The following is a 22,576-nucleotide window of genomic DNA, read 5'->3' on the forward strand; positions in this document are numbered from 1 at the left end:
GAAACCCATTTGACAACCGGTGGTTTGGAGCATACAATTCAAGGGGAACCGGTGCTATTTCCCGCAGAAATCCTCAAGCGGGTTCCCCGACCCTTAAGTTCTAGGCGGCTCTTCAGGGGGTGCTGGGGTTCGTTCCTATTTTGTGAAAGGGCCTGGCTGTGCAGAAGCATGTGCTGGCCAACAGCGGTTCTGCGTTATGCGCTTCCCCGAGGGAAGGGTATGGTTTTACAGGCCGGATGGTCAAAAAATCCCGGAAAGGCTGTTTCCTTATTATACGATGGAATAAACCGCCGGTCAATTGCCCACCTTTTGTAAGAAAACAGAAAGAAAAACCACATTTGAATGTTCACAAATCTGTGGTTTACTGGTAATAGAGAAAATCCCATCTGCCTATCCATGGCGCCGGGAGAAAGGAGGCGCTCCAATGAAACTTTCACTGCCGCAGAAACAAAATGTCCACGAAAAAAATGCCCTCTTATTTTTTGGTTTTCCACTCTTGTTAAATATTGCTCTGTATTGTAACGTCATTTTTTCCAGTGGCCAGGTGGACTGGAGCTTCAGCCCCCGTGTCCTGGTTCAGTTCGCATTGTCCACTGGATTGCTGACCATTCTTTACGCCCTTGTGACCACCCTCTTCCCCAAGCCCTGGATCACTGCTTCGGCGGTGGGGGGAGTGTTCTACGTGGTTTCCCTGGCGGACTGCTTTAAGAAAAACAGCTTGGGGGTCCGCATCTCCATGGACGATCTGAAGATGGTCTTTAACATCGCCGACCTGTGGAGCCCCCGGGGCGGACAAGGGGCGGGGATGGCCATTCAGCCGGTGTTCTGGCTGACATTTGCCGCGCTGACCGGCTATGTGGCCCTCCTGTGGAAGGAAAAAGTCCACCTGCCCATCGGCGAAGGCACCCGCCGGGCAGTCTGTGCTGCCATGGCTACTGTTTTCTGCCTCCCTTTTCTGGTGCCCCAGTTGGCGTACGCCGTCTTTCAGCCCCAGATCAGCGGTTACGGCGAAGCGGCTACCCACCAGGAGAATTCCTCCCCCCTTGGGGTGGTGGACTGCCTGATCGGGTCCCTGTATTACGATACCACCCCGCCCCAAAGCGACCTGGATTACAATTACAACACGGTGAAGGCCATTCTGGACGGCTATGAGCCCACCGGGTCGGTACCTGCCAGCCGGGAACTGCCCGACGTCATCGTGGTGATGAGCGAATCCTATTTTGACCTGAACCGGGTGCCCGGTCTCACCCTTAATGAGGATATCTACAAAAACCTGAAACGGATGCAGCAGAAGGGCACCGGCGGCAGCATTGTGGTTCCCGCTTACGGCGGCGGTACCTCGGCGACCGAGTTTGAAGTGCTCAGCGGCACCAGCAATAGGGCCCAGAACAACACCAAGGCCCCTTACAACTACGTAGGGGATGGCAAAAACCTGTGGACTTTCCAGGATTATTTCTCCAGTTTGGGGTACCACACCAATTTTGTCCACCCATATAAAAGCTATTTTTACAACCGGGAGAAAGCCTTTACTGCTATGGGTTTTGACCGGCTGATGTTTGAGGGGGATTTGACCATCACTCCCGAACCCTATCCCCGGGACATCCACATGAGCGATTACAACCTGTTCCGCCAGGTGCGGGAGCTGCTGGAGGAGAACACCACCACACCGGAATTTATCTACACCACTTCGGTGCAGAACCATTCCCCTTATGTGATGCTTTCCGACAGCGACCGGAAGATCGTCACCAGTGACCAGCTGTCCGACGAGGAGCTGGAGAATATCAATGCCTACGCCAACGGCATCGCCGACACCGACAAGGCATTAGGGGAGTTGCTGGATTATATTGATCAGCGGGAAAAACCCACTGCCCTTCTCTTTTTTGGAGACCATCAGCCCCTTCTGGACGGATGCAAACGCCTAGCTACCAAGGAAGGGGAAGACGTCTACAGCAACCTGGACAATCTCACCACCGAGTTCGCCATGTACACCAATTTTGCTGACACCCTCCCCAGCCAAAAATGCGACGCGGATGGGGAGCGGATCTCCGCCTTCTACCTGATGACCGTCTTCACCCGGTACCTAGACCTTCCCCAGACCGCTTACATGAATTTCCTGACCGACTGCCGGGAAAGCCTGCCGGTGCTTTCCGCCCGGTTGGAGGTGACCAAAGGGGACGCGGCCACCGCCCAGGAGATGCGGGACAAGCTGGTCATCCTCTCCTACGACCGTCTGATGGGCCGGCGGTATTCCTCCACAGAGCGGGACGGAGAAGATCGGGCATCCAGGCTGTATTTTTAGGGGAATTTCTGGTATACTGGATACCAAAGGGCTCGGCCCGAGGAAAAAGGAGATATTCCATGGAAGACAAAAAGATCCAGCGTATCAACGAACTGGCCCGCCAGAGCCGGGAACGGGAATTGACCCCCGAGGAAAAGGCGGAACAGAAAGCCCTGCGGGAGGAGTATATTGCCGCGTTTCGCAGCAATCTAAAGGCCCAGCTGGACGCCACGGTAGTGGTCCGGCCGGATGGGAGCCGCACCCCTCTCAAACAGCGCAAAACCGAACTCCCCAGCTAACAAAAAGGCAGAATGGCCAAAATCCATTCTGCCTTTTTTCGTTCTGTCACAAGAATTATTGGGGTGCAGGCAAAAAGGTTGCACTGCCCTGCAAAGTGTGATAGAATAAAAACATGGTCAGAAACAATAGTATTTTTTTCAATTCACTACAACGATTTAGCTATTTTTCTTTTCTATTCCGCTGACCGGTATATTGCGCAAATACGGTACAAAGGACGGTTGTGTTTTTTAGGCGCAGCCGCCATTTATATTTATTTTCACCAATAAAGGAGAGAGCTATCATGAAATTGGATAATGATCTGTACGTCAAACACTTGCAAGGCATGATCAAGTATCCCACCGTTTCCAGTGTTGACCCGGAAAAGATCGACACTGAGGCGTTTTTAGCGTTCCATAAATACCTGGAGGAGACCTACCCTCTGGTACATAAAACCATGACCAAAGAGGTCTTCGGCAAAGTGGGTCTGCTGTATCACTGGAAAGGCACCGGCAAATCTGATAAGCTGCCTTTGATGCTGACCGCCCATCAGGACGTCGTCCCCGAGGGCGACCACTCCATGTGGAAATACCCTCCCTATGAAGGGGTTATCGCAGAAGGTTGCCTGTGGGGCCGTGGTTCTACCGACTCCAAGTGCAACATCCAGGCGTATATGGATGCTCTGGAAGCGCTGATCGCCGACGGTTTTGTGCCGGATTATGACATTTACCTGGGATTCGGCTACAACGAAGAGATCATGGGCGGCCCTGGTGCTGCCGGCGCCATCCTGTCCGAACTGCTCAAGAGCCGCGGCATCCAGCTGGGTCTTGAGATCGACGAGTGCGGTGGCATTATGCAGGAGGGCGACAAGCTGGTTGCCCAGATTTTCCCCTCTGAGAAAGGCTACGCCGACTTTGAGTTCTCGATGAAAGACCCCGGCGGCCATTCTTCTCAGCCCGGCGAGCACAGCTCTTTGGGCATCATCGGCAAGACTGCCTGCATCCTGGAGGAGAACGTTCTTCCCCAGCGTCTGGAGGCCCCTGCTATTGAGCAGATGAAGGCAAGAGCTCCCTTCCTGACCGGCGAGCTGGCTGAACTATTCAAAGACCCTGAGGCCAACTGGGAAACCTTGAAGCCCATCGTGGCCAAGGACCGTTCCCTCAACGCCATGACCCGCACCACCACTGCTGTCACCATGGCGAAGGGCAGTGACCAAGCCAACATCCTGCCAGAGCGCTCCTGGCTGGTGATCAACAACCGTCTGCTGGCTGGCGACACCATCGAGAGCCTACAGGCATTCTATGAGAGCATCGTCCCCGAAGGGGTCGAGGTCAAGCTGCTCAAAGGCCACAACATGCCCACCGTCTCCTCCACCGATACGGTTGGCTACCGCCTGATCCAGTCCATCGTGGAGAAGAAATACCCCGGCATCACCATGATGCCCTCTATGCTGCTGGGCGGCACCGACGCCAGATACTACTGCGATATCTGCCCCACCCACAGCGTGTACCGTTTCACCGGCCTGCGCTACAACAGCAAATGGGGCGGCGCCCACCAGGTCAACGAGCGGATTGACACCGACATCCTGGCCGACAACGTGGAGTTCTATGTGGAACTGATCAAGGGCTACGGCTCCGCGAAGTAATCTCAACAAACAACTGCAGGCAGGGCATAAAGCCCTGCCTGTTTTTTGTTGTTTTGGGGAAGGCTCGGTTGACAGGGCTGTTCCTATCCCCCATAATAGAGGGAGAAATGAGCGCCAGCAGGGGATATGGAGGTATTTGGGATGAAGTTGGTTTCTTGGAACGTGAATGGCCTGCGCGCCTGTCTGGGCAAGGGCTTTCTTGAATTTTTTGACAGGGCGGACGCCGATGCCTTCTGCTTGCAGGAGACTAAGATGCAGGAGGGTCAGGCGGATCTGGAACTGCCCGGCTATACCCAGTACTGGAACAGCGCCGAAAAGAAGGGCTATTCCGGCACGGCGGTGTTTACTAGGCTGCCGGTGGTATCGGCGGCATACGGCATAGGTATCCCGGAGCACGACAGCGAAGGCCGGGTGATCACTCTGGAATTTGAAAAATTTTACCTGGTCAATGTCTACACCCCCAATTCCCAGCGGGATTTGGTGCGAATTGATTACCGCATGGCCTGGGAGGACGCCTTTCGGGGGTATCTTGCAGGGCTCAAAGAGAAAAAGCCGGTAGTGGTATGTGGGGATATGAATGTGGCCCGGTGGGAGATCGACCTGAAAAACCCAAAATCCAACCGGGGAAATGCCGGGTTCTCTGACCAGGAGCGGGCCAAGATGGAAGAACTTCTGGCATCCGGCTTTGTGGACAGCTTCCGCTATTTCTACCCGGAGATGACCGGGGCTTACACCTGGTGGTCCTATAAATACAATTCCCGGGCCAATAACACCGGGTGGCGGATTGACTATTTCCTGGCTTCCCGGGAATTGGAATCCCGCTTAGAGGACAGCTTTATCTACCCGGAGGTCAGCGGCAGCGACCATTGCCCTATCTGCCTGCTGCTGGACCTGTAGCATGGCCATTCCCGCTACACGGCGAAGAAAATCCGCCGGACTGCGGGGGCCTGCCAGGCGGACCAAAGAGGAGGCATCCCTATGAATGTATATCAATGTCCGGCCGGCCCTCTTTCGGAGGAACAGGAGGAAATATTGGCCCAAGGGGAATCCCTTCGGGTGGAGCGGATCGTGTCCACCGGGCAGGTGTCCCCGCCCAGCTTCTGGTACGATCAAGAGGAAGACGAATGGCTGGTGCTCCTAAGGGGGGAGGGGCGTGTAGCCTACCCTGATGGAAAGGAGGACCGCCTTCTGCCTGGGGATACCCTGTTTCTCCCCGCCCACCGGAAACACCGGGTCTCCTACACCTCAGCGCAGCCGCCGGCGGTGTGGCTCTGCGTCTTTGGAAGGATGGAGGGGAAGAAATGAAATGGATTGCCTGGGCCTTTGCTTTTCTGTTTGTTGTGTTGGGGGGACAGGGGGAAGCCCCCCTTGCTCTCTCGCCGTTGGGGGAGCTGACGGTGGCGGATGCCTCCCTCTTTTACCACTGGGAGGGGGATCAATACCAGGTGGATATGGCTCGGGTTCAGGAGCTGTTTCCCCGGTACCGGCGGGAGGATTACAGCATCCGGGTGGGAGAGCCGTTCCCCGATCCTTATTATGAGCGATACCGGGACGTGCTGGTGGAGGAATGCTGGTATGACCCGGAGATGGGGGAAGTCCACCACTGGTCGGGGACCTATGGGGAGCAGTGGAAAGCACGGCGGGAGAAGCCCCTTTCGCCGGAAGAACAGGCAATATGGGCAGAGAGAGGACTGAACACCACCGGCTGGACGGTGGGGGACTGGGAGGATTGGAACCGCCTTCAGCCCTCGGGTAAGCTCCTTTTCAGCGCTGACGGCACGGTTATTCAAGAGGCACACCTGTCCTCCTACTCTGGGAGGGAGGGGGAATTTGTCCCCATCCCCATGGGCCTACTGAATATCGTGGACCAGAGCCGGGATTTCTCGCCCCCGGAATCCTACCGGTACACCCAGGCGGAGATCGAGACCATCCGCAGGTGGAGGATCACCAAGGAAGATTTCCACAGCTTGAGCAACCGGGGCTACCATCCTCCGGAACAGGTCCTCTCCTTTTCCGATGAAGAGCTGCTGGAACTGTTCTGCGGCTTTCAAGATGGCATTGGGTTTGATGAATGGTACGACGGACTGCCTCCCCAAGACCAAGCCTGGGTGGATTCCCTCATTGACCGGGAAGCGGGGGAAGGGTATCTTCTCTACAGCCTATTTGACAACATGGAGGACTGGAGGCGCATCCCGCCAGGGGAGGTTCCTTCTATCCTGGGCTGGGAAAACTGGCTGCGCTACGTGGAAAGCCATGGCTATACAAGGCAGGAGATAGAGCAGCTTCTGCGGTATGAGGGCAAATCCCATGGGGAAATCCTCCTGGAGATCTGGGGGGGCAATCAATGCCACACAGTATAAGTCAGCTTCTATCTGTACAGAAGAATGAAGAAAGAACGGGGCAAAAGTCCCGTTCTTTCTTCATTCAAAAAAACTGCTTTCAAAGGCTTCCAGACAAAATCCGGTCTCTGTTTTTTTCAGGGTGATAGTGAACTCCCCTGTTTGTCCATAGCCGGAATCGTAGATACCGTTAAAGGTATAACGATCATCTTTACAGATGCGGTCAGTAATTTTTAAGGTAGAAGTATCTTTTGAACCACCCCACATGGAAACCTCATATGCATTTAGGTTGGCGTTGTAAAATGAGATTTCACGCATATCTTCAGCAGAGATGGAAAGATAGGCCTTGGCAAAGTCCTCTACAATATTGGCAAAATAGTATTGATCATAACCAAGCGGCTGCTCTCCTTCTACGAGCCAGCTCTCCCAACGATCATAAAATTTATTTCCTTTCATACGCTCTGCAAGTGCATAGCTTTGGAAACACCCATAGGCATCATCTGGGGTAAGAGGATTTTCGGTATTGATCTGGCTTGGAAAACATATAAGCATTGGCTTATAGAATTACATCAAGACGGCTTCAGCTTCTGCAAGCGAGGCAGTTTCGGAATGCTGTGATGACTGCTCAGAGCAAGAAGATGATACTTCAGAGGGCTGGGTGTCTCCCAAGGGTGCGCGGGCGGCGCAGGAGGAAAAGAGCAGGCAGACAAAGAAAGCCAAGGATAGAAGCTGTTTTCGCATAGAACTCCTCCATTTTTATTCCAGCGCCAGGGTATCGCCGGTTTGCAGGTAGTGGAGAACCTCCCCCATCCGCTCTTTTAAGGTGCTGTAGGCGAGGCGGCCGGTGCAGTGGCAGGTGTAGATGGCCTCACAGCCCAGGGCCAGCAGCTGGCTGGCGGTTTCTTCCACAAATTCCGGCGGACAGACCAGCCGGGAGGACCCTCCCAGGTGGAACCCCCCCACAATGTACCGGATGGGCTTTCCGGGGAACTGGGCCATGGCCGACCGGGCGATGTTCACAATGCCGTTGTGGCTGCAGCTGCTGACGATGGCGAGGCCTTTGTCCCCCGCCTCCACCAGGAACATCTCGTGGGAAAAGTCGTCGGGGACCATCACCCCATCCGCCAAAGTGCAGAGGGTGCTGTCTTTACAGGAAAAATGGGGGTCAATTCCGGCAGCGGAGCAGAGGTACAGCCGGTTGGAGAGCTGGAAGGATTCCTCCACCCAGGTGATCCGGTCCCCCATGCGGGAAAAAAAGCCCTCCGGCTCACCGATGTACCGCTCCCGGAGGCCCACCTGCTCCCCAGGATAGATGCGAGGCTCTTCGCTCACCTGATAAGGGCGGTTGTGGGCGGCGTTCTTGAAGAAAAACCGCACTTGGGGGTCGTGTTCCGCCATCTGGCGGATGCCGCCGGTGTGGTCGTTGTGGTTGTGGGAAAGGATTACCCCATCCAGCCCCCGAAGGTCAAACCCCAGGGTCCGGGCGTTGGGGAGGAAAGCGTCGCTGGCGCCAGTATCCATGAGGTAGCGCCGCCCATCCGCTTCGATGAGGAGGGAGAGGCCGTGTTCGGCAAAAAGATCCTCCCGTGGGGATTCGTTTTCGATGAGAGCGGTCAGTTTCATAGGGGGAAGACTCCTTTCAGGATTATTTCTTTTCCAGGGCGCGGCGCAGCTGGGTGGAGAAATCGGTGGCAGCGCCCCGGAACGCCTCGATGATTTGGGAAAAACCATACTCGATGTCCTTGGAAAGCTCGGCGGCGAAATAGTCCCGGGACTTGACCTTGCGGTATTGGCGCATCATCTTTTTGACCTCATCTGCATACCGTTCCATGGAGGAGAGGGTAACCTGCTTTTTCAGGGCGGCCAAGACGTTGCGGCAGTCCTCCAGCAGCTCCTGATATTCCGCCTCCGACTGCCGGCGGAACCGGTCGATCATGGCGGATTCGTCCTTCTGCTCCACAAAGCGCAGCTCCACCAAGGTGGAATCGCCTCCCATCTCTCGGATTTTGGCCGCCAGTGCCTGGAATTGGGAACGGCTGTCCTTGGTGTTGGGGAGGATGGCCACGCCAGGACGGAAATACTCCGCGCCAAACTCTTTGAGCTTGCGCCAAACATATACCCGGTTTCGGGAAGGTTCGATGGGGACGTTGTACCCCAGCGCGATCCAGCGGCAGGAATCCAGCATGGCAATGCCTCCTTTTTCATCCAATTTTATAGGTGGGAACTCTTTGCACCCATTGTAACAACTGTTAGCCTTTCGGTCAAGGAAGTTTTGGGATGAAAGGCCTGTTTCCCCAGGGGGAAAACAGGAAATCTCCGATAAGTTTTTGCAGGAATAGAAAAAAATCCTGCAAAAAATCTGTGGCAAATGATGAAATACACCGAAAAAGAGGAAAAAATGTCCTGTAGGGGGTTGCGTATCTGCAAGAATCGTGATACTATTAGAGCATTGTTTTTACAAACACAAACCAACACTGTAAGGAGGGTATTGCCGATGTCACTGGAGAGATTGCAACTTCCAGAAGGGTACCAGCCCAAGCTGGACATTATGGAAACCGAAATCGCCATCAAACTGCTGAAGGATACTTTTGAGAGGGAGCTTGCCAATCAGCTCAATTTGACCCGTGTGTCGGCCCCCTTGTTTGTACTGCCGGGCAGCGGCCTCAACGACGACCTGAACGGGGTGGAGCGCCCGGTTCAGTTTGATGTCAAAGACATGGGGGAGGATGTGCAGATCGTCCACTCCCTGGCTAAATGGAAACGCCAAGCCTTGAAGCGCTACCACTTCCCCCTGGACAGCGGCCTGTACTGCGATATGAACGCCATCCGCCGGGATGAGGAGCTGGACAACATCCACTCCATCTATGTGGACCAGTGGGATTGGGAGCGGGTCATCAACCGGGAGGAGCGCAACGTGGAGTTCCTGAAGGAGACGGTCCGCAAGATTGTGGCCGCCCTGCGCCTCACCGAGGAGAAACTGATCGCCGCCTACCCGGCCTACACCCCCAAGGTGGCAGAGGACGTCACCTTTATCACCTCCCAGGAGCTGGAGGACCGGTACCCCGGCTTCACCCCCAAACAGCGGGAGGACGCCATCTGTAAGGAATGCGGTACCGTGTTCCTGATGCAGATCGGTGGCAAGCTCAAAGGCGGCAAGCCCCACGACGGCCGTGCCCCGGACTACGACGACTGGAAACTCAACGGCGACCTGCTGGTGTGGTACCCCATCCTGGGCCACGCCTTCGAGTTGTCCAGCATGGGCATCCGGGTGGACGAAAAGGCTATGGAGGAACAGCTGCGGCTGGCAGGATGTGAATCCCGCCGGGAACTTCCCTTCCACAAACAGCTTTTAGCGGGGGAACTGCCCCTGACCATGGGCGGAGGCATCGGCCAATCCCGCCTGTGCATGTATCTCTTGGAAAAAGCGCACATCGGCGAGGTTCAGGCGGCTGTCTGGCCGGAGAATATGATCCGCCGCTGTGATGAAAACGGCATCCACCTTCTGTAATCTGCTGAGAAAAAGGCGCCGAAAAAGCTGGAGACAGCCTAAGGCGCCTCTTTTGCAGGTCGAAAATGGAGTTATTTTGTATATTTTAAACAGTTAGGCGCCGTCTCTTTCTATCCGATAAAAAAACGGAAAAATAATGGCCCTTGAACTAGTACCATTGACGATTGACTTTACCCGCCAGATGCTATATCATAGTATTTGTGTCACAGGAGCATACAAGATATTGTGCTCATATTTTGTCGACTATACAATATCAATGATATATGGCCTTTTATACAAATAGGAAATCGGAGGAAGAGATATGATCAGGCAGATTGTGAAGCGCGATGGGAGAACCGTTCCCTTCGACGAAAAGAAGATTGCAGATGCCATCTTCAAGGCGGCGAAAGTGCTGGGGGGCGACAACTACGAGATGGCCCAGGACTTGGCCCATCAGGTTGTCCTCTACCTGGAACAGCAGTACGGTGAGGTAGAGCCCACCGTGGAACAGGTTCAAGACGCCGTAGAACACACCCTGATCGAAAATGGCCACAGCCGCACCGCCAAGGAGTACATCCTGTACCGCGCCCAGCGCACCCGGGTGCGGGAGATGAACACGAAGTTGATGAAGATCTATGAAGATCTGACCTTCCAGGACGCGGAGGACAACGACGTCAAACGGGAGAATGCCAACATCGACGGGGACACCCCCATGGGAACCATGCTGAAGTATGGGTCCGAGGGCGCCAAGCAGTTCTGTGAGATGTACATCCTCGACCCTGCGTATTCCAAAGCCCACATAGATGGGGATATCCACATCCACGACATGGACTTCTACACTTTGACCACCACCTGTTGCCAGATTGACATTGAAAAGCTGTTCCGCGGCGGTTTTTCCACCGGCCACGGTTTCCTGCGGGAGCCCAATGACATCCAAAGCTATGCCGCCCTGGGGTGCATTGCCATCCAGTCCAACCAGAACGACCAGCATGGCGGCCAGAGCATCCCTAACTTCGACTATGGGATGGCCCACGGGGTGGTAAAGACCTTCCGTAAGCTGTACCGTAAAAACCTGGCAAAAGCCTGTGAATTGCTGTGCGGCATGGAAAACGCCGAGGAGACCATCAAAGGGATGATGAACGCCATCCAGGAGGAAACCGGCTTGTACCCCATCCTGGCTGATGACAATGGCTATCGGGAAGAGGAAGCCAAACGCTTGGGCGAGATGATGGACCCAGCTTTGGCGGAACACTGCCAGCAGTTCGCCCACAAGAGTGCGGCACAGGAGACCGACCGCTCCACCTTCCAAGCCATGGAGGCGCTGGTTCACAACCTGAATACCATGCATTCCCGCGCTGGCGCCCAGGTGCCCTTCAGCTCCATCAACTACGGGACCGACACCTCCCCCGAGGGGCGGATGGTCATTAAGAACATCCTGTTGGCCACCGAGGCTGGCCTTGGCAACGGCGAGACCGCCATTTTCCCCATCCACATCTTCAAGGTGAAAGAGGGGATCAATTACAACGAAGGCGAACCCAACTATGACCTGTTTAAGCTGGCCTGCCGGGTGTCTGCCAAGCGGCTGTTCCCCAACTTCTCTTTCCTGGATGCACCCTTCAACCTCCAGTACTACAAGCCCGGCGACCCCAATACCGAAGTCGCCTATATGGGCTGCCGCACCCGGGTTATGGCTAACGTCCACGACCCCAGCCGGGAGACCACCTTTGGCCGGGGCAACCTGAGCTTTACCTCGGTGAACCTGCCTCGTCTGGCCATCAAAGCCAACCACGATGTGGATTTGTTCTTTGAGATGCTGGATCATGAGATCGACCTGGTCATCGACCAGCTGATGGCCCGTTTCCGCCTGCAAGCCTCTAAAAAGGTGCGCAACTACCCCTTCCTCATGGGGCAGGGGGTCTGGCTGGACTCCGATAAGCTCTCCCCCGACGACGAGGTGGGCGAAGTGCTCAAACACGGCACCTTGACCATGGGCTTCATCGGTTTGGCTGAGTGCCTCAAGGCGCTGACCGGCTACCACCACGGAGAGTCGGCGGAGTCCCAGAAGTTGGGCTTGGAGATCATCGGCTACATGCGCAAACGGATGGATGAGGAATCCCAGAAAACCGGCTTCAACTATTCGTTGATCGCCACCCCTGCCGAGGGCCTCTCCGGCCGGTTCGTGCGGATCGACAAAAAGCGGTATGGCATCATCCCCGGGGTTACCGACCGGGAATACTACACCAACTCCTTCCACATTCCGGTGTACTATGAGATCAACGCCTTTGATAAAATCCGCTTGGAAGCCCCTTACCATGCCCTGACCAACGGCGGGCACATCACCTATGTGGAACTGGACGGCGACCCCAGCAAAAACCTGGAAGCCTTCGAAGCGGTTGTCCGTTGTATGAAGGAAGCCGGAGTGGGGTACGGCTCGGTGAACCATCCGGTGGACCGGGACCCGGTCTGCGGTTACACTGGCATCATCGACGATGTTTGCCCCCGCTGTGGCCGCCGGGAAGGGGAAGGGGTCAGTGTGGCCCACCTGAAACGGATTGGCGCCTATAAAAACTACAATGCCGACACCATCGGTTACCATGGAGACCCCCATGAGGAGGCCGACCGAATCCCCAACAAAGTGTAATAATTATTGTTTATTCAACAAATAGTATCTATATTCATCCATTTTGAAGGAGGAACCTGTTATGCAAACCACACAATACAATGAAGAAGAAATCATGATTGGTGAAGGCGTCGGCTTTGAGCGGATCCGCCGGATCACCGGTTACCTGGTGGGCACCTTGGATCGGTTCAACAACGCCAAACGGGCGGAAGAGCGGGATCGGGTGAAGCATTCGGTCACCTCCCCCATGGAGCGCATTTAATGCTGCGGATCGCTGGAATTGTCCGGGAATCCATTGTGGATGGCCCAGGCCTGCGGTTTGTGGTGTTTACCCAAGGGTGCCCCCACCACTGCCCTCACTGCCACAACCCGGAGAGCCATGACCCTACAGGTGGGTACCTGATTGAGGAGGGGAAGATTCTGGAGGAATACCGGAAGAACCCACTCCTCTCCGGGATCACCTTCTCCGGCGGGGAGCCCACCCTCCAGGCCAAAGAGCTGGTCCCCATCGCCCGGGCCGTGGTGGAGGATGGCAAGTACAATGTGATCTTCAGTGGGTACACCTTTGAGGAGCTGATGAAGCGCTGCGAAACGGAACCCGAGCTGTGGGAGCTGCTGGGCCTTTGCCGATACCTGATCGATGGGCGGTATGTCCACGAACAGCGGGATTTGACCCTTCATTTCCGGGGGAGCCGCAACCAGCGGATCATCGACCTGCCGGCCTCCCTGCCCTCCAAAACCCCGGTGGTGGTGGAGCTGTAATCAAAAGAGAAAAACGGACGGATCCATAGATCCGTCCGTTTTTTGCCGTTCTCAGCCACCTGTGCAGGAGAGAAACTTTTCTTGGCCTACTTGCGCCGCCAGTTCTCCTTTGGTATTCTGGTAGCAAAGGGGAGAAGTGCGGGAACAGCACAGCTGGTCTGTAAAGAGGAACCGCTCCACCTCCCCAGCAGAGAAGAGTACAACGCTGCAAGGAGGATGTTTTATGGACTTTTTAGAGCTTGCCAAAACAAGATATTCGGTGCGCAGCTTCGCGCCTCAGCCTGTGGAGCAGGAGAAGGTAGATCTGCTGCTCCAAGCGGCCCAAGCGGCCCCCACGGCAGTAAATTTTCAACCTTACCGCATCTTGGTTCTTCAGGAGCAGGAGGCTCTTTCCAAGCTGAAAGACTGTACCCGGTATCATTTTGACGCGCCGCTGGCCTTGGTGGTATTGGCGGATCACGCCACATCCTGGAAGAGGAAATACGATGGCAAGGACGCCGCCGAGGTGGATGCCGCCATCGTCGGGACCCATATCATGCTTCAAGCGGTGGCTCTGGGTCTGGGGAGCACCTGGGTGGGTTACTTTGACCCATCAGCCTTGCGGGAGGCCTACCATGTGCCGGAGAATTTGGAGCCGGTAGCGGTTTTCCCGGTAGGGTATCCTGCCAAGGGATGCAAGCCCAGTGCCCAGCACACCCAGCGCAAACCACTGGAGGAGATTGTAATATACAATCAGTTCTAATTATCAAAAAATTTGCAAATAGTATTTCAAAAAAGATTTATATCGGATAAACACGCCTTAGGAGATCTTGAAACCTGCCGATTTTACTGTCACAGCGGCCCCTTGGCTCTCTCTAAATAAAAGGGAGCCAAGGGGTTTTTGTTGGAGAAAGGGGAGGGGCAAAACAAGGTTTTCCACATTTTCCACCGAATTTTCAGCCAAGTTTTCCCGCATGCTGGGGAAAACTTGGAGGAGAACAAGGGTTTTCACAGCAGAAAAAAATGGGTATTTGATGCGGTGTTTCGGGTGAGAAAGTGCAACTGATTTTACAAATCGTATATTAAATTTGTTTGATTACAAATGCTCCAGTATTTTTCCACAATTGGCGGTGTAAAGGCGTATACCCTTTGTAAAATTGGAGTAGAATATGATCTTTTAAACAGTTTCAACGGAGTTTTCCACAACATGACCGAAATTTTTTGCGGACAACCCGTGCAAAGCTGTGAAAAAATTCCCAGAATCCGGTGGAAAGAGGACATTTTTGCAGGGAAACCGCCATTTCCCGGAGAATGGAAGTCCATAAAATCTGACAAAAACAAATGTGGGAAGAATGCCAGCAAAAGTGGCAGGATAGCAAATCCCCCCAGAATTCAGCACCTGCATGGAAAGCCTGATGTTTTTGCCGCAATGATTTCCTAGGGGAAAAAGGGCAAAAAAATAGACGAGCAACCGGGCCCGTCTCAAAATAAGGAAAACTGGAAATAAAATAAAGGAGGGGGATTGACCGGAAACAAATTCGTTTCCGCAATCATTATATCCTTTTTACCTGGCTAAATGGTGAACAAATTGTGAACAGCCTACCGCTGGGAAGCTTTTCTTTTTTCCCGTAGGTATTGGAAAAACTGCTGAAGCAAGGCCTGGCATTCCTCTTCCAACACCCCGCGGACCACTTGGGGTTTGTGGTTGAAGGGGTATGCACAGAAGTCCGCGACCGAGCCCATGCATCCGGCTTTGTCGTCTGCTGCGCCATAAACTACCCGCTGAATCCGAGAGTTGATGATCGCCCCAGAACACATCGGGCAGGGCTCCAAAGTGACATAAAGCTCGCATTGATGCAGCCGCCAGCCCCCCAGAGCTTGGCATGCCCGGTTGATGGCGATGATCTCCGCATGGGCAAGGGCATTTTTGCCGGTCTCCCGCAGGTTGTGGCCCATAGAGACCACCTCATCCCCGCGGACAATGACAGCACCCACCGGCACTTCCCCCAAAGCCATGGCCTGTTCCGCCTCCTGGAGGGCGAGGCGCATAAACCGTTCTTCTCGTTCCATCACAGCACCTCAAAATACTGGGAGGATAAAAACCCGATAAACAACAAACAGGCAATCATCCCCGCGGAACCAAAGAAAAACAGGTATTTGTGCTGGTTAAGCTGCGGGCACTTTTCCTCCCGCACCTGAAACATCTCGCTGTCCTGCCGCACCAGATAGAGGGAGGCCACCACCGCCGCCAGAATGTATGCGGCGTAGAGGGTGAACATTATGAGGATGTACATCCGGTCACTGAGATAGGGGTCCAAGAAGGTGAATAGGATGGAAATTCCGTTGTTAAACAGGTGGATGAAGATACCTGTCCACAGGGAGCCGGTGCGCAGGACAAAATAACCGATGACCAGCCCCATCAAAAAGGCATAGGGAGCCTGGACAAAATTGCCGTGGATCACCGCAAATAAAATGGAGGAGGTCAGGAGGGCAAACCCGTCGCCGAAGCGGCGGAGAGACTGCAAAATCGCCCCCCGGAAGACGATTTCCTCGATGAAGGCGGGGAGGATCATCCCATTGATGGCGTATAGGAGCATGGCCAACCCATCGGTGGTATCCGGACTGGATTGAGGGGCGACAGGGATGATCCCAAAGGTGGAAAAGAGGATGGAAATAAGGTTGGAAGCCACAATCCCCACCACCGAGACCCCCATGGCCACAGCGATGCCGGGCAGGGCAATGGATAGGTTGGGGCGGCGCATGGGAGCAGCGCTGTGCAATGGGATCTTGACAAATGCGATGTAGATGAAAAAGGGGATCAACATAGACAGGGAATAGGTCAAGCCATCGATCAGCTCGAAGATGGCAGGCGGGGCCACATATTGGAACCGCAGAATCCGCACCGAGGGCAAGAACATGGAAAGCATGTTAAACAATATTTGAGGCAGAATCGAGCTGAGAAACAGCATAAGCAGCGTCGCCAGGCCAATGGCATTGGCGTAGGAGCGGATCAAATGCTGTTCACTGACCCGCGGCGGCGGCGGGGTAAACCCATAGCCGTGGATATAGGTAAATTCCTTGGAGGTATTGTAAGGATCCCGCTGGTAAGGGGAAAAGTTTTGGGTATTGTAGAGCATAGAAATTGTAACCTTCCTTCCAAAGAAGGATCGAACGATGGGAAATCGATTCTTCTTGGCGATTGCAGTGGATTGTCACCGGAACACAGAGTTTCCGTTATTATATGTTACGAAAATGAGCGGTAAAGCCGGAGGCCGGTATAGGATTGCCCCGGCCCTTGGGAACGAGCCCTGTAGAGCGGCAGGAGGGCAGCCCCTCAAAATTGCATTGCCGCTGTACGGCAAAAAGCAATTTTGCGCATGTTACAAGCGGTGCTTGTAACAATGGAGAGAGGATTTCTTCCCCAATGATCGCTCTGCGATCACGGTGCCCAAAAGTCTCTGCAAGCCGGAAAAATCCCGATGCCGCTATGCGGCGGGAGGGCGTTCCGCCCGAAAGGGATTTCTTCCCCAATGATCGCTCTGCGATCATTGTATCACAAATCCCCACCTGAAAAAGCAAGGATTTGTAAACAAATCGCGGCATAAGGGCAAAGAGAAAGCCGGACGATTTTTTCGTCCGGCTGTTTGTTTTGTAGCCTTATTGGGCAGCGTTGCGAAGCTCAATTATATGGGATACCCCCCGGGGGAGAAGAAAATAGTTACTATCGCTGTCTATCCCAGCGTAGGGGGCCCGTTTGTCCCGCATATGCTGGAAGACAACGGAATATTTTGGGGGAGCCGGACGCCCAGACGCTTCCCAAATTTCGCACAGCCGTGCAGCAGAGCGATTGCTTTCCCCCAAAACCTTCTCCAGATAATACAGGATCGCAAGCGCATAATTGACATTGGCCGACAAGTTATACCCTTTTGCAAATGCAGGGAAAGAGGGGATACTTCTAGACGGCTCCGAAGAGGGGGTAGATAGGGAGTCCAGCAGCTGGCGGGCAGCGAAAGACCCTTTGGGAAGAAGGGTGATGAAGGTGTTTTCCAGGGAGATCCACCCCCGCCTCTGAAAGGAGAAAAGATAAGAGGAAAGCCCCTTCTGCCATTTGGAGGTAAACTGGCCATACTCCCGGTAAATATTGGTGAGGGAGATCCGGCTGACCGGTTTTTCCCCATCCTGTGTCGCGAACAGCAGATGGACAATCAGCCATTCCGCAGGGGAAAAAGGCGGATCTTTTTCTATGATCGAAGCCAGAGTCCAGGCCGTCTCATCGGATAGGGGGGAGGATTCCCCCTCCGTGGAGCTGTCCTGCGGCAGCGCCGAAAGAGGGACTTCCGTATCAGAATCTGTGCCATTTTCTTTTTGGGCGGATAGAGGTTCTTTTCCTTCCTCTTTGATAAGGGAGGCTTCTCCTGATGAAAGCACGGGAGAATTGATCGCCTCAATGGTCTCGCAGCTGCCAAAAGAAGACGGGGTTAAGAGACCACTGCTGTACAATTTGTCATAAAAAGATAGAACATCGTTCGCCTCCCCATCAATATGGATGGTGGCGCCTTGGCCGTTCACATGAATTTCAAGTTTGACTGTAGACAATAGAATCCCCCCTCTTTTTACACATATCTTATCAAAAAAAAGCTAAAAAAGCAACGGGGCTATCTTGCGTTCCGAAAAATTTACGCTATAATAAGTTATAAAGCAGAAGAACGGATAAACCAGTAGTATTTTGTCGAAATTTAGAAAATTCGCACCAGTTACATGGAGAAGGAGCGGCCGATGATGAAGACAATATGGACAGAGACACCCAAAGGCGAGGAGGCACAACAGGAATGGATCGGAAGTCAATCTAGGCACAGGTTGCCCATGGTGCAAATCACCAAAAACGGTTGTCTAAAAATCAACAAACCACTCCAGGAACTGCTGCCTCCCTACTTCCAGCTGTCCTATTCCCCGCAGAATCAGGAGCTTCTCCTGCGGGAATCCACCCTGGAAGACGGGGGGATCCGCATGGGAAAAACTTTTGTCAAGCTTCTGCCCCTCTCGCGGAAACTGCACCGGTGCGGCGTGGAACTTCCAGCGTATTTTGAGGTGGGCCATGTGCCAGTGGGGAAGATCTGGCGCGGGAAACTGCGGCAGATCCCCGATGAAAAACTGCTTGCCTCCATCTACAAAGACCAGAAAAAATCCTCTCGGGAAGAGGCTAAATTAGGGCTGATTGAAGCGGTTTTCCGCTATGAACCGGCTCTGTGTACTTTTGAAGAACACGCCAGGGAGTTTGTCCGGGATTGGCTGCTGTCGGCCAACAAAAGGTATACGCCGGCCGCCGCCAATGAGCGATTCAGCGCCGATAGGATCCGTAAGGCAGAGGATGAGGAGGTATCCCTATACGACCTCCTGGCCGGAAGCGACGACGGAGGTATGGGGCGTTGGGAAAACCAGCAGGAAACCGCAAGTTTTCAGGCGAGCCTTACCAAGGCGGAACAAGAAATGTTTCAAATGGTGCTGGGGAACGCTTCGGTTTCAGAAATTGCGGATCGGTTTTCCATCACAGAGGGCCATGTCCGCAGCAAATTGATGGACTTGGTGGTACAATGGAGGCAGTTTTCCCGGGAATGAGGGCTTTTGCCGCGCCGGGCACCCTCTCTCATACCGCGTAACAGGTTTGTATTTCAGATTTTAGTGCAGCTTCGTATCAAAAAACCGAAAATGATTTGGAAAAACGGATAATTCCACGAGTATAAAATAAAATAGACCTAGAAACGATTCGTTTCCCCCGCATCTTTTGAATCAATTTCGCAGCCAGGGCGTGTCCCTGGCTTTTTTGCGCCCTCGGGGTGAGGGAGATATCGCTGGTTATTTTGTGATTTAGAGGGGGGCCAAAGCAGCCGGAATTCTGTTGGAGGGCGTCCCCTGGCCGTGGAGGGCGGCAAACCGTTCCAGGGCCGGTTTGGGTACCTGCCCACTGTACGCTGGGACGCCCAAGGATCACAAAGTCCTCCGGCAGGAAGGTGGGGATTGGAGGGATCCCCAAGGTGAGTCGTATTCCTCCACCGGCATGGGAAGCGCCTCCGCTATAGCCCGGACCATCTGCCGGGTAGTCCCTGTTGGGCTGAAATAGACAAGGGAGATTTTGTTGACAGTCATGATGGTTCCTCCTGATTGCGGCAGCGGGCGGGGTTTTCCCCCACCGGCAGCCGCACTTGGATGACCGTGCCTTCATCAGGGCGGCTGGTCAGGGTGATCTGCCCGCCGTATTTGGCGGCCACGTGCTTGACGATGGAAAGGCCCAAACCGGTGCCGCCCTCCCGCTTGCTACGGCCTTTGTCCACCCGGTAAAACCGCTCGAAGATGCGGGGCTGATGCTCCATGGGGATGCCGATGCCGGTGTCCGACACGGTGACGCTGCAAGTTTCATCCCCCTGGTCGCAGACCACCGAGACCGAACCGCCGTCGGTGTTGTATTTTACCGCGTTTTCGATGATGTTCTTCAAAAGCTGCCGCATGTCGTCGGGAACTGCCCAGCAGCAGCCCTCCCCCTCCGCCTGGGCTGTAATATTTCGTTTGCTGATCTGAGGGGTGAGGCTGTAGAGGATGTCCTCCGCCATCTCCCGCAAATCCACCAGCTCCGGTCGCTGCTCCTGGCTCTGGCCGCTCTCCAGGCTGGATAGGCGCAGGATGTCCTCAATCAAATTGGTCATCCGCTCCGATTCCTCCCGGATGCGCCGAAGGTAGCTCTCCACCAAGGCATGGTCTTGCACCACGCCGGAATCCAGCAGCTCGGCAAAGCCTTTGATGGAGGTGATGGGGGTTTTCAGCTCGTGGGAGACGTTGGCTACAAATTCGCTGCGCATCCGCTCCATCTGGCGCATCTGGGTGACATCGGTAAAGATGAGGATGGCTGAGGCACTGCGGCCGCTGTCCGTCCAGGCTCCTTGGGTGGGGATGGCGCGCACCGACACCACAGTGCCGGATTTGTCCATCAGGTTGACGTCGAACACCGAGGAGATTTGGTTCTCTACCGCCTTATCCACCGACCTCAGGATATCCGGGTTGTCGGTGAGGGAGGTGATGGCTTGGCCCACAATTTCATCTCCGATGTCAAAATATTTGTGGATGGCGCTGTTGTGCTGCAAAATCCGCCGCCCTGCGTCCACCAGCACCAGCCCGCCGTCCATGTTGTTGAGGATGTATTCCGCCTTTTCTTTTTCGTAGGTCAGATCCTCCAGGGTGTGGGAGATGTTTTGGGTGAGCTGGTTGATCGCCCCGATAATGGGGGAGAGTTCATCGTCATAGGGGTAATCGATGTGGAGGTTGTAGTTCCCCCGCTGGATCATCTCCAGATGGTTGGTGATCCGCTGGATGGGGTCAGCCACGGTGCCGGCGATCTTCCGGGAGAAAAGGACGGCCAGGGGCAGGCAGGCCAGAAAGGTGGCCGCCAGGGGAAGCAGGATGTCAAAGGGGGGAGCCATTCCTTGAAGAACAGACACAGCTGCGGCATAGATGCAGAGGGCGCACAGCAGGAAGGCAAGCAGGCGCCAAAAGATGGTTCGTTTCATGAGGGGGCCTCCAATCAATTGGGATATGTATGAAACAGGGAAGCGGTTTCTTCCCCAATGGCCGCTTGCGACCATTGTAGCACAATTTTGGGCAGCAAGGAGGATTTTCTCTCATTTTAACGGAGACTTTTTTGTTTCAAGGCGCAAAAAGCGGCCCTTTTCCCTATAGGAAAAGGGCCGCTTTTTGATGCAGCTTTATTTTTTGGCCGGAGCCAGATGGATGGCCATGCCGTGAGCGCTCTCCACCGCCTCGGTCACCGCTTCGGTAAAGGTGGGATGGGGGCGGATCACCGAACTGAGCTCCTTAGAGGTCAGCTTGTTGACGATGGCCGTGGACAGTTCGCTGATCAGGTCGGTGGCACGGCAGCACATCAGGTGGGCGCCCAGCAGGACATCGGTCTTTTCATCAAACAACAGCTTGATAAAGCCCCGGTCCGCCTGTTCGATGATACTTTTGCCGTTTCCGGACATGATGTATTTGCCCTTGTGCACGGCGATGCCCTTCTCCTTGCACTCCTCTTCGGTCAGGCCGACGGTGGCGATCTCCGGGTCGGTGTAGACGCAGCCGGGGACGGCAGTGAGGCAGATGGAAGGCTCCTTGCCGGCGATGAGTTCAACGGCGGTGAGGCCCTGGGCGGATGCCATATGGGCCAGCTGGATCTTAGCGGTGACGTCACCGATGGCCCGGATGGAGGGCACGTTGGTCCTAAACGCCTCGTCGGTGACGATGCGGCCCCGTTCCATCTCCACCGAGAAACCCTCGGCAAAGAGACCGTCGGTGTTGGGGCGGCGGCCAATGGCCACCAATACGCCGTCGGCGGTGACCACCTGTTCCTTGCCCTTCTGGGTGAAGTGGCAGGCGATGCCTTCGGGGGTCTCCTCCAGCCGCTCCACCATGGCGCCGGTGTGGATGGCGACCCCCCGTTTTTTCAGGATCATGGCAAGGTTCTGGGAGATCTCCCGGTCCATGGGGGGCAGGATGCGGTCCATGGCCTCCACAATGGTCACCTTGCATCCAAAGCTCTGGTACACCGAGGCGAACTCCACCCCGATGACCCCGCCGCCGATGATGATCAGGTTCTCGTACAGCTTATCCTCCAAAAAGAGGAACTCATCGCTGGTGCCCACATGGGGCAGGTCCAGGCCGGGGATGGGGGGCCGGGAGGGCTTGGAGCCGGTGGCCACCAAGATATTTTCGCCGGCCAGTTCCACCGGGCCCTCCCCGGTGGCCACAGTGACGCTGTGGGGGCCGGTCAGGGTGCCGGTGCCCTGGTACAGGTCGATCTTATTGGCTTTGATCAGCTGTTCAATGCCGGAGCGAAGCTGTTCAATCACCTGGTTTTTGCGGTGGTGGACTTTTTGGATGTCAAAGGATACCCCTTGGGCACAAAGGCCCACCGATTCAAATTCTTGGACACCCCGATACAGGGCGGCAGCGTGGAGCAGGGCTTTGGTGGGGATGCACCCCCGGTTGAGGCAGGTGCCGCCCACCTGGCGGTTCTCCACTAAAGCGGTGGTAAGGCCCAGCTGGGCAGCCCGGATAGCGGCTTCATAACCGCCTGGGCCGGCTCCAATGACAATCAGCTGATATTCGTTCATATTCATCCTCCATTTCTGCTGTGGGGATTGTTGGT

General features: G+C 54.8%; 21 protein-coding genes. 12 read left to right on the top strand and 9 right to left on the bottom strand.

Annotation, left to right across the window (positions count from 1 at the left end):
* The first annotated feature begins 424 nt into the window (after positions 1-424).
* The 6 genes from BQ5353_RS07380 to BQ5353_RS07405 all read left to right on the top strand — a co-directional run bounded on the left by BQ5353_RS07380 (position 425) and on the right by BQ5353_RS07405 (position 6,559).
* The gene (locus BQ5353_RS07380) at positions 425-2,299 is read left to right on the top strand and encodes an LTA synthase family protein (protein WP_054331357.1); all 1,875 of its coding nucleotides are present in this window, start codon (positions 425-427) and stop codon (positions 2,297-2,299) included.
* Between the two features lie 59 nt (positions 2,300-2,358).
* Entirely contained in the window at positions 2,359-2,577 is a 219-nt protein-coding gene (locus tag BQ5353_RS07385; protein ID WP_054331358.1) for a DUF896 domain-containing protein, read from the top strand.
* A gap of 281 nt (positions 2,578-2,858) precedes the next feature.
* The gene (locus BQ5353_RS07390; protein ID WP_071427609.1) at positions 2,859-4,199 is read left to right on the top strand and encodes a M20/M25/M40 family metallo-hydrolase; all 1,341 of its coding nucleotides are present in this window, start codon (positions 2,859-2,861) and stop codon (positions 4,197-4,199) included.
* Between the two features lie 141 nt (positions 4,200-4,340).
* Complete coding sequence (locus BQ5353_RS07395) at positions 4,341-5,096, top strand: exodeoxyribonuclease III (protein ID WP_071427611.1); 756 nt, start codon at positions 4,341-4,343, stop codon at positions 5,094-5,096.
* Between the two features lie 81 nt (positions 5,097-5,177).
* The gene (locus BQ5353_RS07400) at positions 5,178-5,504 is read left to right on the top strand and encodes a cupin domain-containing protein (RefSeq protein ID WP_054331362.1); all 327 of its coding nucleotides are present in this window, start codon (positions 5,178-5,180) and stop codon (positions 5,502-5,504) included.
* Positions 5,501-6,559 carry a hypothetical protein gene (locus tag BQ5353_RS07405; protein WP_071427613.1) on the top strand — a complete coding sequence of 353 codons (1,059 nt, stop codon included), beginning with the start codon at positions 5,501-5,503 and terminating at the stop codon, positions 6,557-6,559. Before BQ5353_RS07400 ends, BQ5353_RS07405 begins: the two co-directional genes overlap by 4 nt.
* A gap of 60 nt (positions 6,560-6,619) precedes the next feature.
* Here the strand turns inward: BQ5353_RS07405 and BQ5353_RS07410 are convergent, their stop codons facing one another.
* From BQ5353_RS07410 to BQ5353_RS07420, 3 genes are all read right to left on the bottom strand, one after another.
* Complete coding sequence (locus BQ5353_RS07410) at positions 6,620-7,090, bottom strand: hypothetical protein (RefSeq protein WP_143117183.1); 471 nt, start codon at positions 7,088-7,090, stop codon at positions 6,620-6,622.
* A gap of 204 nt (positions 7,091-7,294) precedes the next feature.
* Entirely contained in the window at positions 7,295-8,161 is an 867-nt protein-coding gene (locus tag BQ5353_RS07415; protein WP_071427617.1) for an MBL fold metallo-hydrolase, read from the bottom strand.
* Positions 8,162-8,183: 22 nt separating this feature from the next.
* Positions 8,184-8,723 carry a Chromate resistance protein ChrB gene (locus BQ5353_RS07420; protein WP_054331367.1) on the bottom strand — a complete coding sequence of 180 codons (540 nt, stop codon included), beginning with the start codon at positions 8,721-8,723 and terminating at the stop codon, positions 8,184-8,186.
* A gap of 315 nt (positions 8,724-9,038) precedes the next feature.
* Between BQ5353_RS07420 and asnA the strand changes: the two genes are divergently transcribed.
* From asnA to BQ5353_RS07445, 5 genes are all read left to right on the top strand, one after another.
* Positions 9,039-10,046 (top strand): aspartate--ammonia ligase, encoded by a 1,008-nt coding sequence (asnA, locus tag BQ5353_RS07425; RefSeq protein ID WP_082398585.1) that lies wholly within the window; start codon positions 9,039-9,041, stop codon positions 10,044-10,046.
* 301 nt (positions 10,047-10,347) lie between these two features.
* Complete coding sequence (locus BQ5353_RS07430) at positions 10,348-12,666, top strand: anaerobic ribonucleoside triphosphate reductase (RefSeq protein WP_071427618.1); 2,319 nt, start codon at positions 10,348-10,350, stop codon at positions 12,664-12,666.
* A 61-nt stretch (positions 12,667-12,727) separates the two neighbouring features.
* Complete coding sequence (gene nrdD / locus BQ5353_RS07435) at positions 12,728-12,907, top strand: anaerobic ribonucleoside-triphosphate reductase (protein ID WP_054331369.1); 180 nt, start codon at positions 12,728-12,730, stop codon at positions 12,905-12,907.
* A complete protein-coding gene (gene nrdG, locus BQ5353_RS07440) occupies positions 12,907-13,407 on the top strand; it encodes an anaerobic ribonucleoside-triphosphate reductase activating protein (protein WP_054331370.1) in 501 nt (166 codons plus the stop codon). Before nrdD ends, nrdG begins: the two co-directional genes overlap by 1 nt.
* A 223-nt stretch (positions 13,408-13,630) precedes the next feature.
* Positions 13,631-14,149, top strand: coding sequence for a nitroreductase family protein (locus tag BQ5353_RS07445; protein ID WP_054331371.1), 519 nt, complete (start codon positions 13,631-13,633; stop codon positions 14,147-14,149).
* Positions 14,150-14,985: 836 nt separating this feature from the next.
* Here the strand turns inward: BQ5353_RS07445 and tadA are convergent.
* From tadA to BQ5353_RS07465, 3 genes are all read right to left on the bottom strand, one after another.
* Positions 14,986-15,456, bottom strand: a complete 471-nt coding sequence (tadA, locus tag BQ5353_RS07455) for a tRNA adenosine(34) deaminase TadA (RefSeq protein WP_054331373.1) — start codon at positions 15,454-15,456, stop codon at positions 14,986-14,988.
* Positions 15,456-16,523, bottom strand: a complete 1,068-nt coding sequence (locus BQ5353_RS07460; protein WP_054331374.1) for a CPBP family intramembrane glutamic endopeptidase — start codon at positions 16,521-16,523, stop codon at positions 15,456-15,458. Before BQ5353_RS07460 ends, tadA begins: the two co-directional genes overlap by 1 nt.
* 520 nt (positions 16,524-17,043) lie before the next feature.
* Positions 17,044-17,982: a hypothetical protein gene (locus BQ5353_RS07465; RefSeq protein ID WP_054331375.1), complete on the bottom strand. Its 939-nt coding sequence runs from the start codon at positions 17,980-17,982 to the stop codon at positions 17,044-17,046.
* 267 nt (positions 17,983-18,249) lie between these two features.
* Here BQ5353_RS07465 and BQ5353_RS07470 point away from each other — a divergent pair, with 267 nt between their 5' ends.
* Positions 18,250-19,002: a helix-turn-helix domain-containing protein gene (locus BQ5353_RS07470; protein WP_071427621.1), complete on the top strand. Its 753-nt coding sequence runs from the start codon at positions 18,250-18,252 to the stop codon at positions 19,000-19,002.
* Between the two features lie 369 nt (positions 19,003-19,371).
* On the opposite strand, the gene BQ5353_RS12745 is transcribed toward BQ5353_RS07470, so the two are convergent.
* The 3 genes from BQ5353_RS12745 to lpdA form a co-directional block, all read right to left on the bottom strand.
* Positions 19,372-19,530 (bottom strand): flavodoxin family protein, encoded by a 159-nt coding sequence (locus BQ5353_RS12745; RefSeq protein ID WP_143117186.1) that lies wholly within the window; start codon positions 19,528-19,530, stop codon positions 19,372-19,374.
* Positions 19,527-20,942, bottom strand: coding sequence for a HAMP domain-containing sensor histidine kinase (locus BQ5353_RS07475; protein WP_071427622.1), 1,416 nt, complete (start codon positions 20,940-20,942; stop codon positions 19,527-19,529). The genes BQ5353_RS12745 and BQ5353_RS07475 overlap by 4 nt, the downstream gene beginning before the upstream one ends.
* A 195-nt stretch (positions 20,943-21,137) precedes the next feature.
* Complete coding sequence (lpdA, locus tag BQ5353_RS07480) at positions 21,138-22,541, bottom strand: dihydrolipoyl dehydrogenase (RefSeq protein WP_071427624.1); 1,404 nt, start codon at positions 22,539-22,541, stop codon at positions 21,138-21,140.
* Positions 22,542-22,576: the final 35 nt, after the last annotated feature.

The sequence above is a fragment of the Merdimmobilis hominis genome (assembly GCF_900104615.1).
Lineage (GTDB): Bacteria > Bacillota > Clostridia > Oscillospirales > Ruminococcaceae > Merdimmobilis > Merdimmobilis hominis.

What these genes read in the sequence shown, in the direction of transcription:
- BQ5353_RS07420 (WP_054331367.1), bottom strand. Translation starts at nt 8,723, where the DNA reads ATGCTGGATTCCTGCCGCTGGATCGCGCTGGGGTACAACGTCCCCATC.
- BQ5353_RS07390 (WP_071427609.1), top strand. Translation starts at nt 2,859, where the DNA reads ATGAAATTGGATAATGATCTGTACGTCAAACACTTGCAAGGCATGATC.
- BQ5353_RS07460 (WP_054331374.1), bottom strand. Translation starts at nt 16,523, where the DNA reads ATGCTCTACAATACCCAAAACTTTTCCCCTTACCAGCGGGATCCTTAC.
- BQ5353_RS07400 (WP_054331362.1), top strand. Translation starts at nt 5,178, where the DNA reads ATGAATGTATATCAATGTCCGGCCGGCCCTCTTTCGGAGGAACAGGAG.
- BQ5353_RS12745 (WP_143117186.1), bottom strand. Translation starts at nt 19,530, where the DNA reads ATGACTGTCAACAAAATCTCCCTTGTCTATTTCAGCCCAACAGGGACT.
- BQ5353_RS07380 (WP_054331357.1), top strand. Translation starts at nt 425, where the DNA reads ATGAAACTTTCACTGCCGCAGAAACAAAATGTCCACGAAAAAAATGCC.
- BQ5353_RS07430 (WP_071427618.1), top strand. Translation starts at nt 10,348, where the DNA reads ATGATCAGGCAGATTGTGAAGCGCGATGGGAGAACCGTTCCCTTCGAC.
- BQ5353_RS07405 (WP_071427613.1), top strand. Translation starts at nt 5,501, where the DNA reads ATGAAATGGATTGCCTGGGCCTTTGCTTTTCTGTTTGTTGTGTTGGGG.
- BQ5353_RS07410 (WP_143117183.1), bottom strand. Translation starts at nt 7,090, where the DNA reads ATGCTTATATGTTTTCCAAGCCAGATCAATACCGAAAATCCTCTTACC.
- nrdD (WP_054331369.1), top strand. Translation starts at nt 12,728, where the DNA reads ATGCAAACCACACAATACAATGAAGAAGAAATCATGATTGGTGAAGGC.
- BQ5353_RS07415 (WP_071427617.1), bottom strand. Translation starts at nt 8,161, where the DNA reads ATGAAACTGACCGCTCTCATCGAAAACGAATCCCCACGGGAGGATCTT.
- BQ5353_RS07445 (WP_054331371.1), top strand. Translation starts at nt 13,631, where the DNA reads ATGGACTTTTTAGAGCTTGCCAAAACAAGATATTCGGTGCGCAGCTTC.
- nrdG (WP_054331370.1), top strand. Translation starts at nt 12,907, where the DNA reads ATGCTGCGGATCGCTGGAATTGTCCGGGAATCCATTGTGGATGGCCCA.
- BQ5353_RS07395 (WP_071427611.1), top strand. Translation starts at nt 4,341, where the DNA reads ATGAAGTTGGTTTCTTGGAACGTGAATGGCCTGCGCGCCTGTCTGGGC.
- BQ5353_RS07475 (WP_071427622.1), bottom strand. Translation starts at nt 20,942, where the DNA reads ATGAAACGAACCATCTTTTGGCGCCTGCTTGCCTTCCTGCTGTGCGCC.
- BQ5353_RS07385 (WP_054331358.1), top strand. Translation starts at nt 2,359, where the DNA reads ATGGAAGACAAAAAGATCCAGCGTATCAACGAACTGGCCCGCCAGAGC.
- lpdA (WP_071427624.1), bottom strand. Translation starts at nt 22,541, where the DNA reads ATGAACGAATATCAGCTGATTGTCATTGGAGCCGGCCCAGGCGGTTAT.
- BQ5353_RS07470 (WP_071427621.1), top strand. Translation starts at nt 18,250, where the DNA reads ATGGTGCAAATCACCAAAAACGGTTGTCTAAAAATCAACAAACCACTC.
- tadA (WP_054331373.1), bottom strand. Translation starts at nt 15,456, where the DNA reads ATGGAACGAGAAGAACGGTTTATGCGCCTCGCCCTCCAGGAGGCGGAA.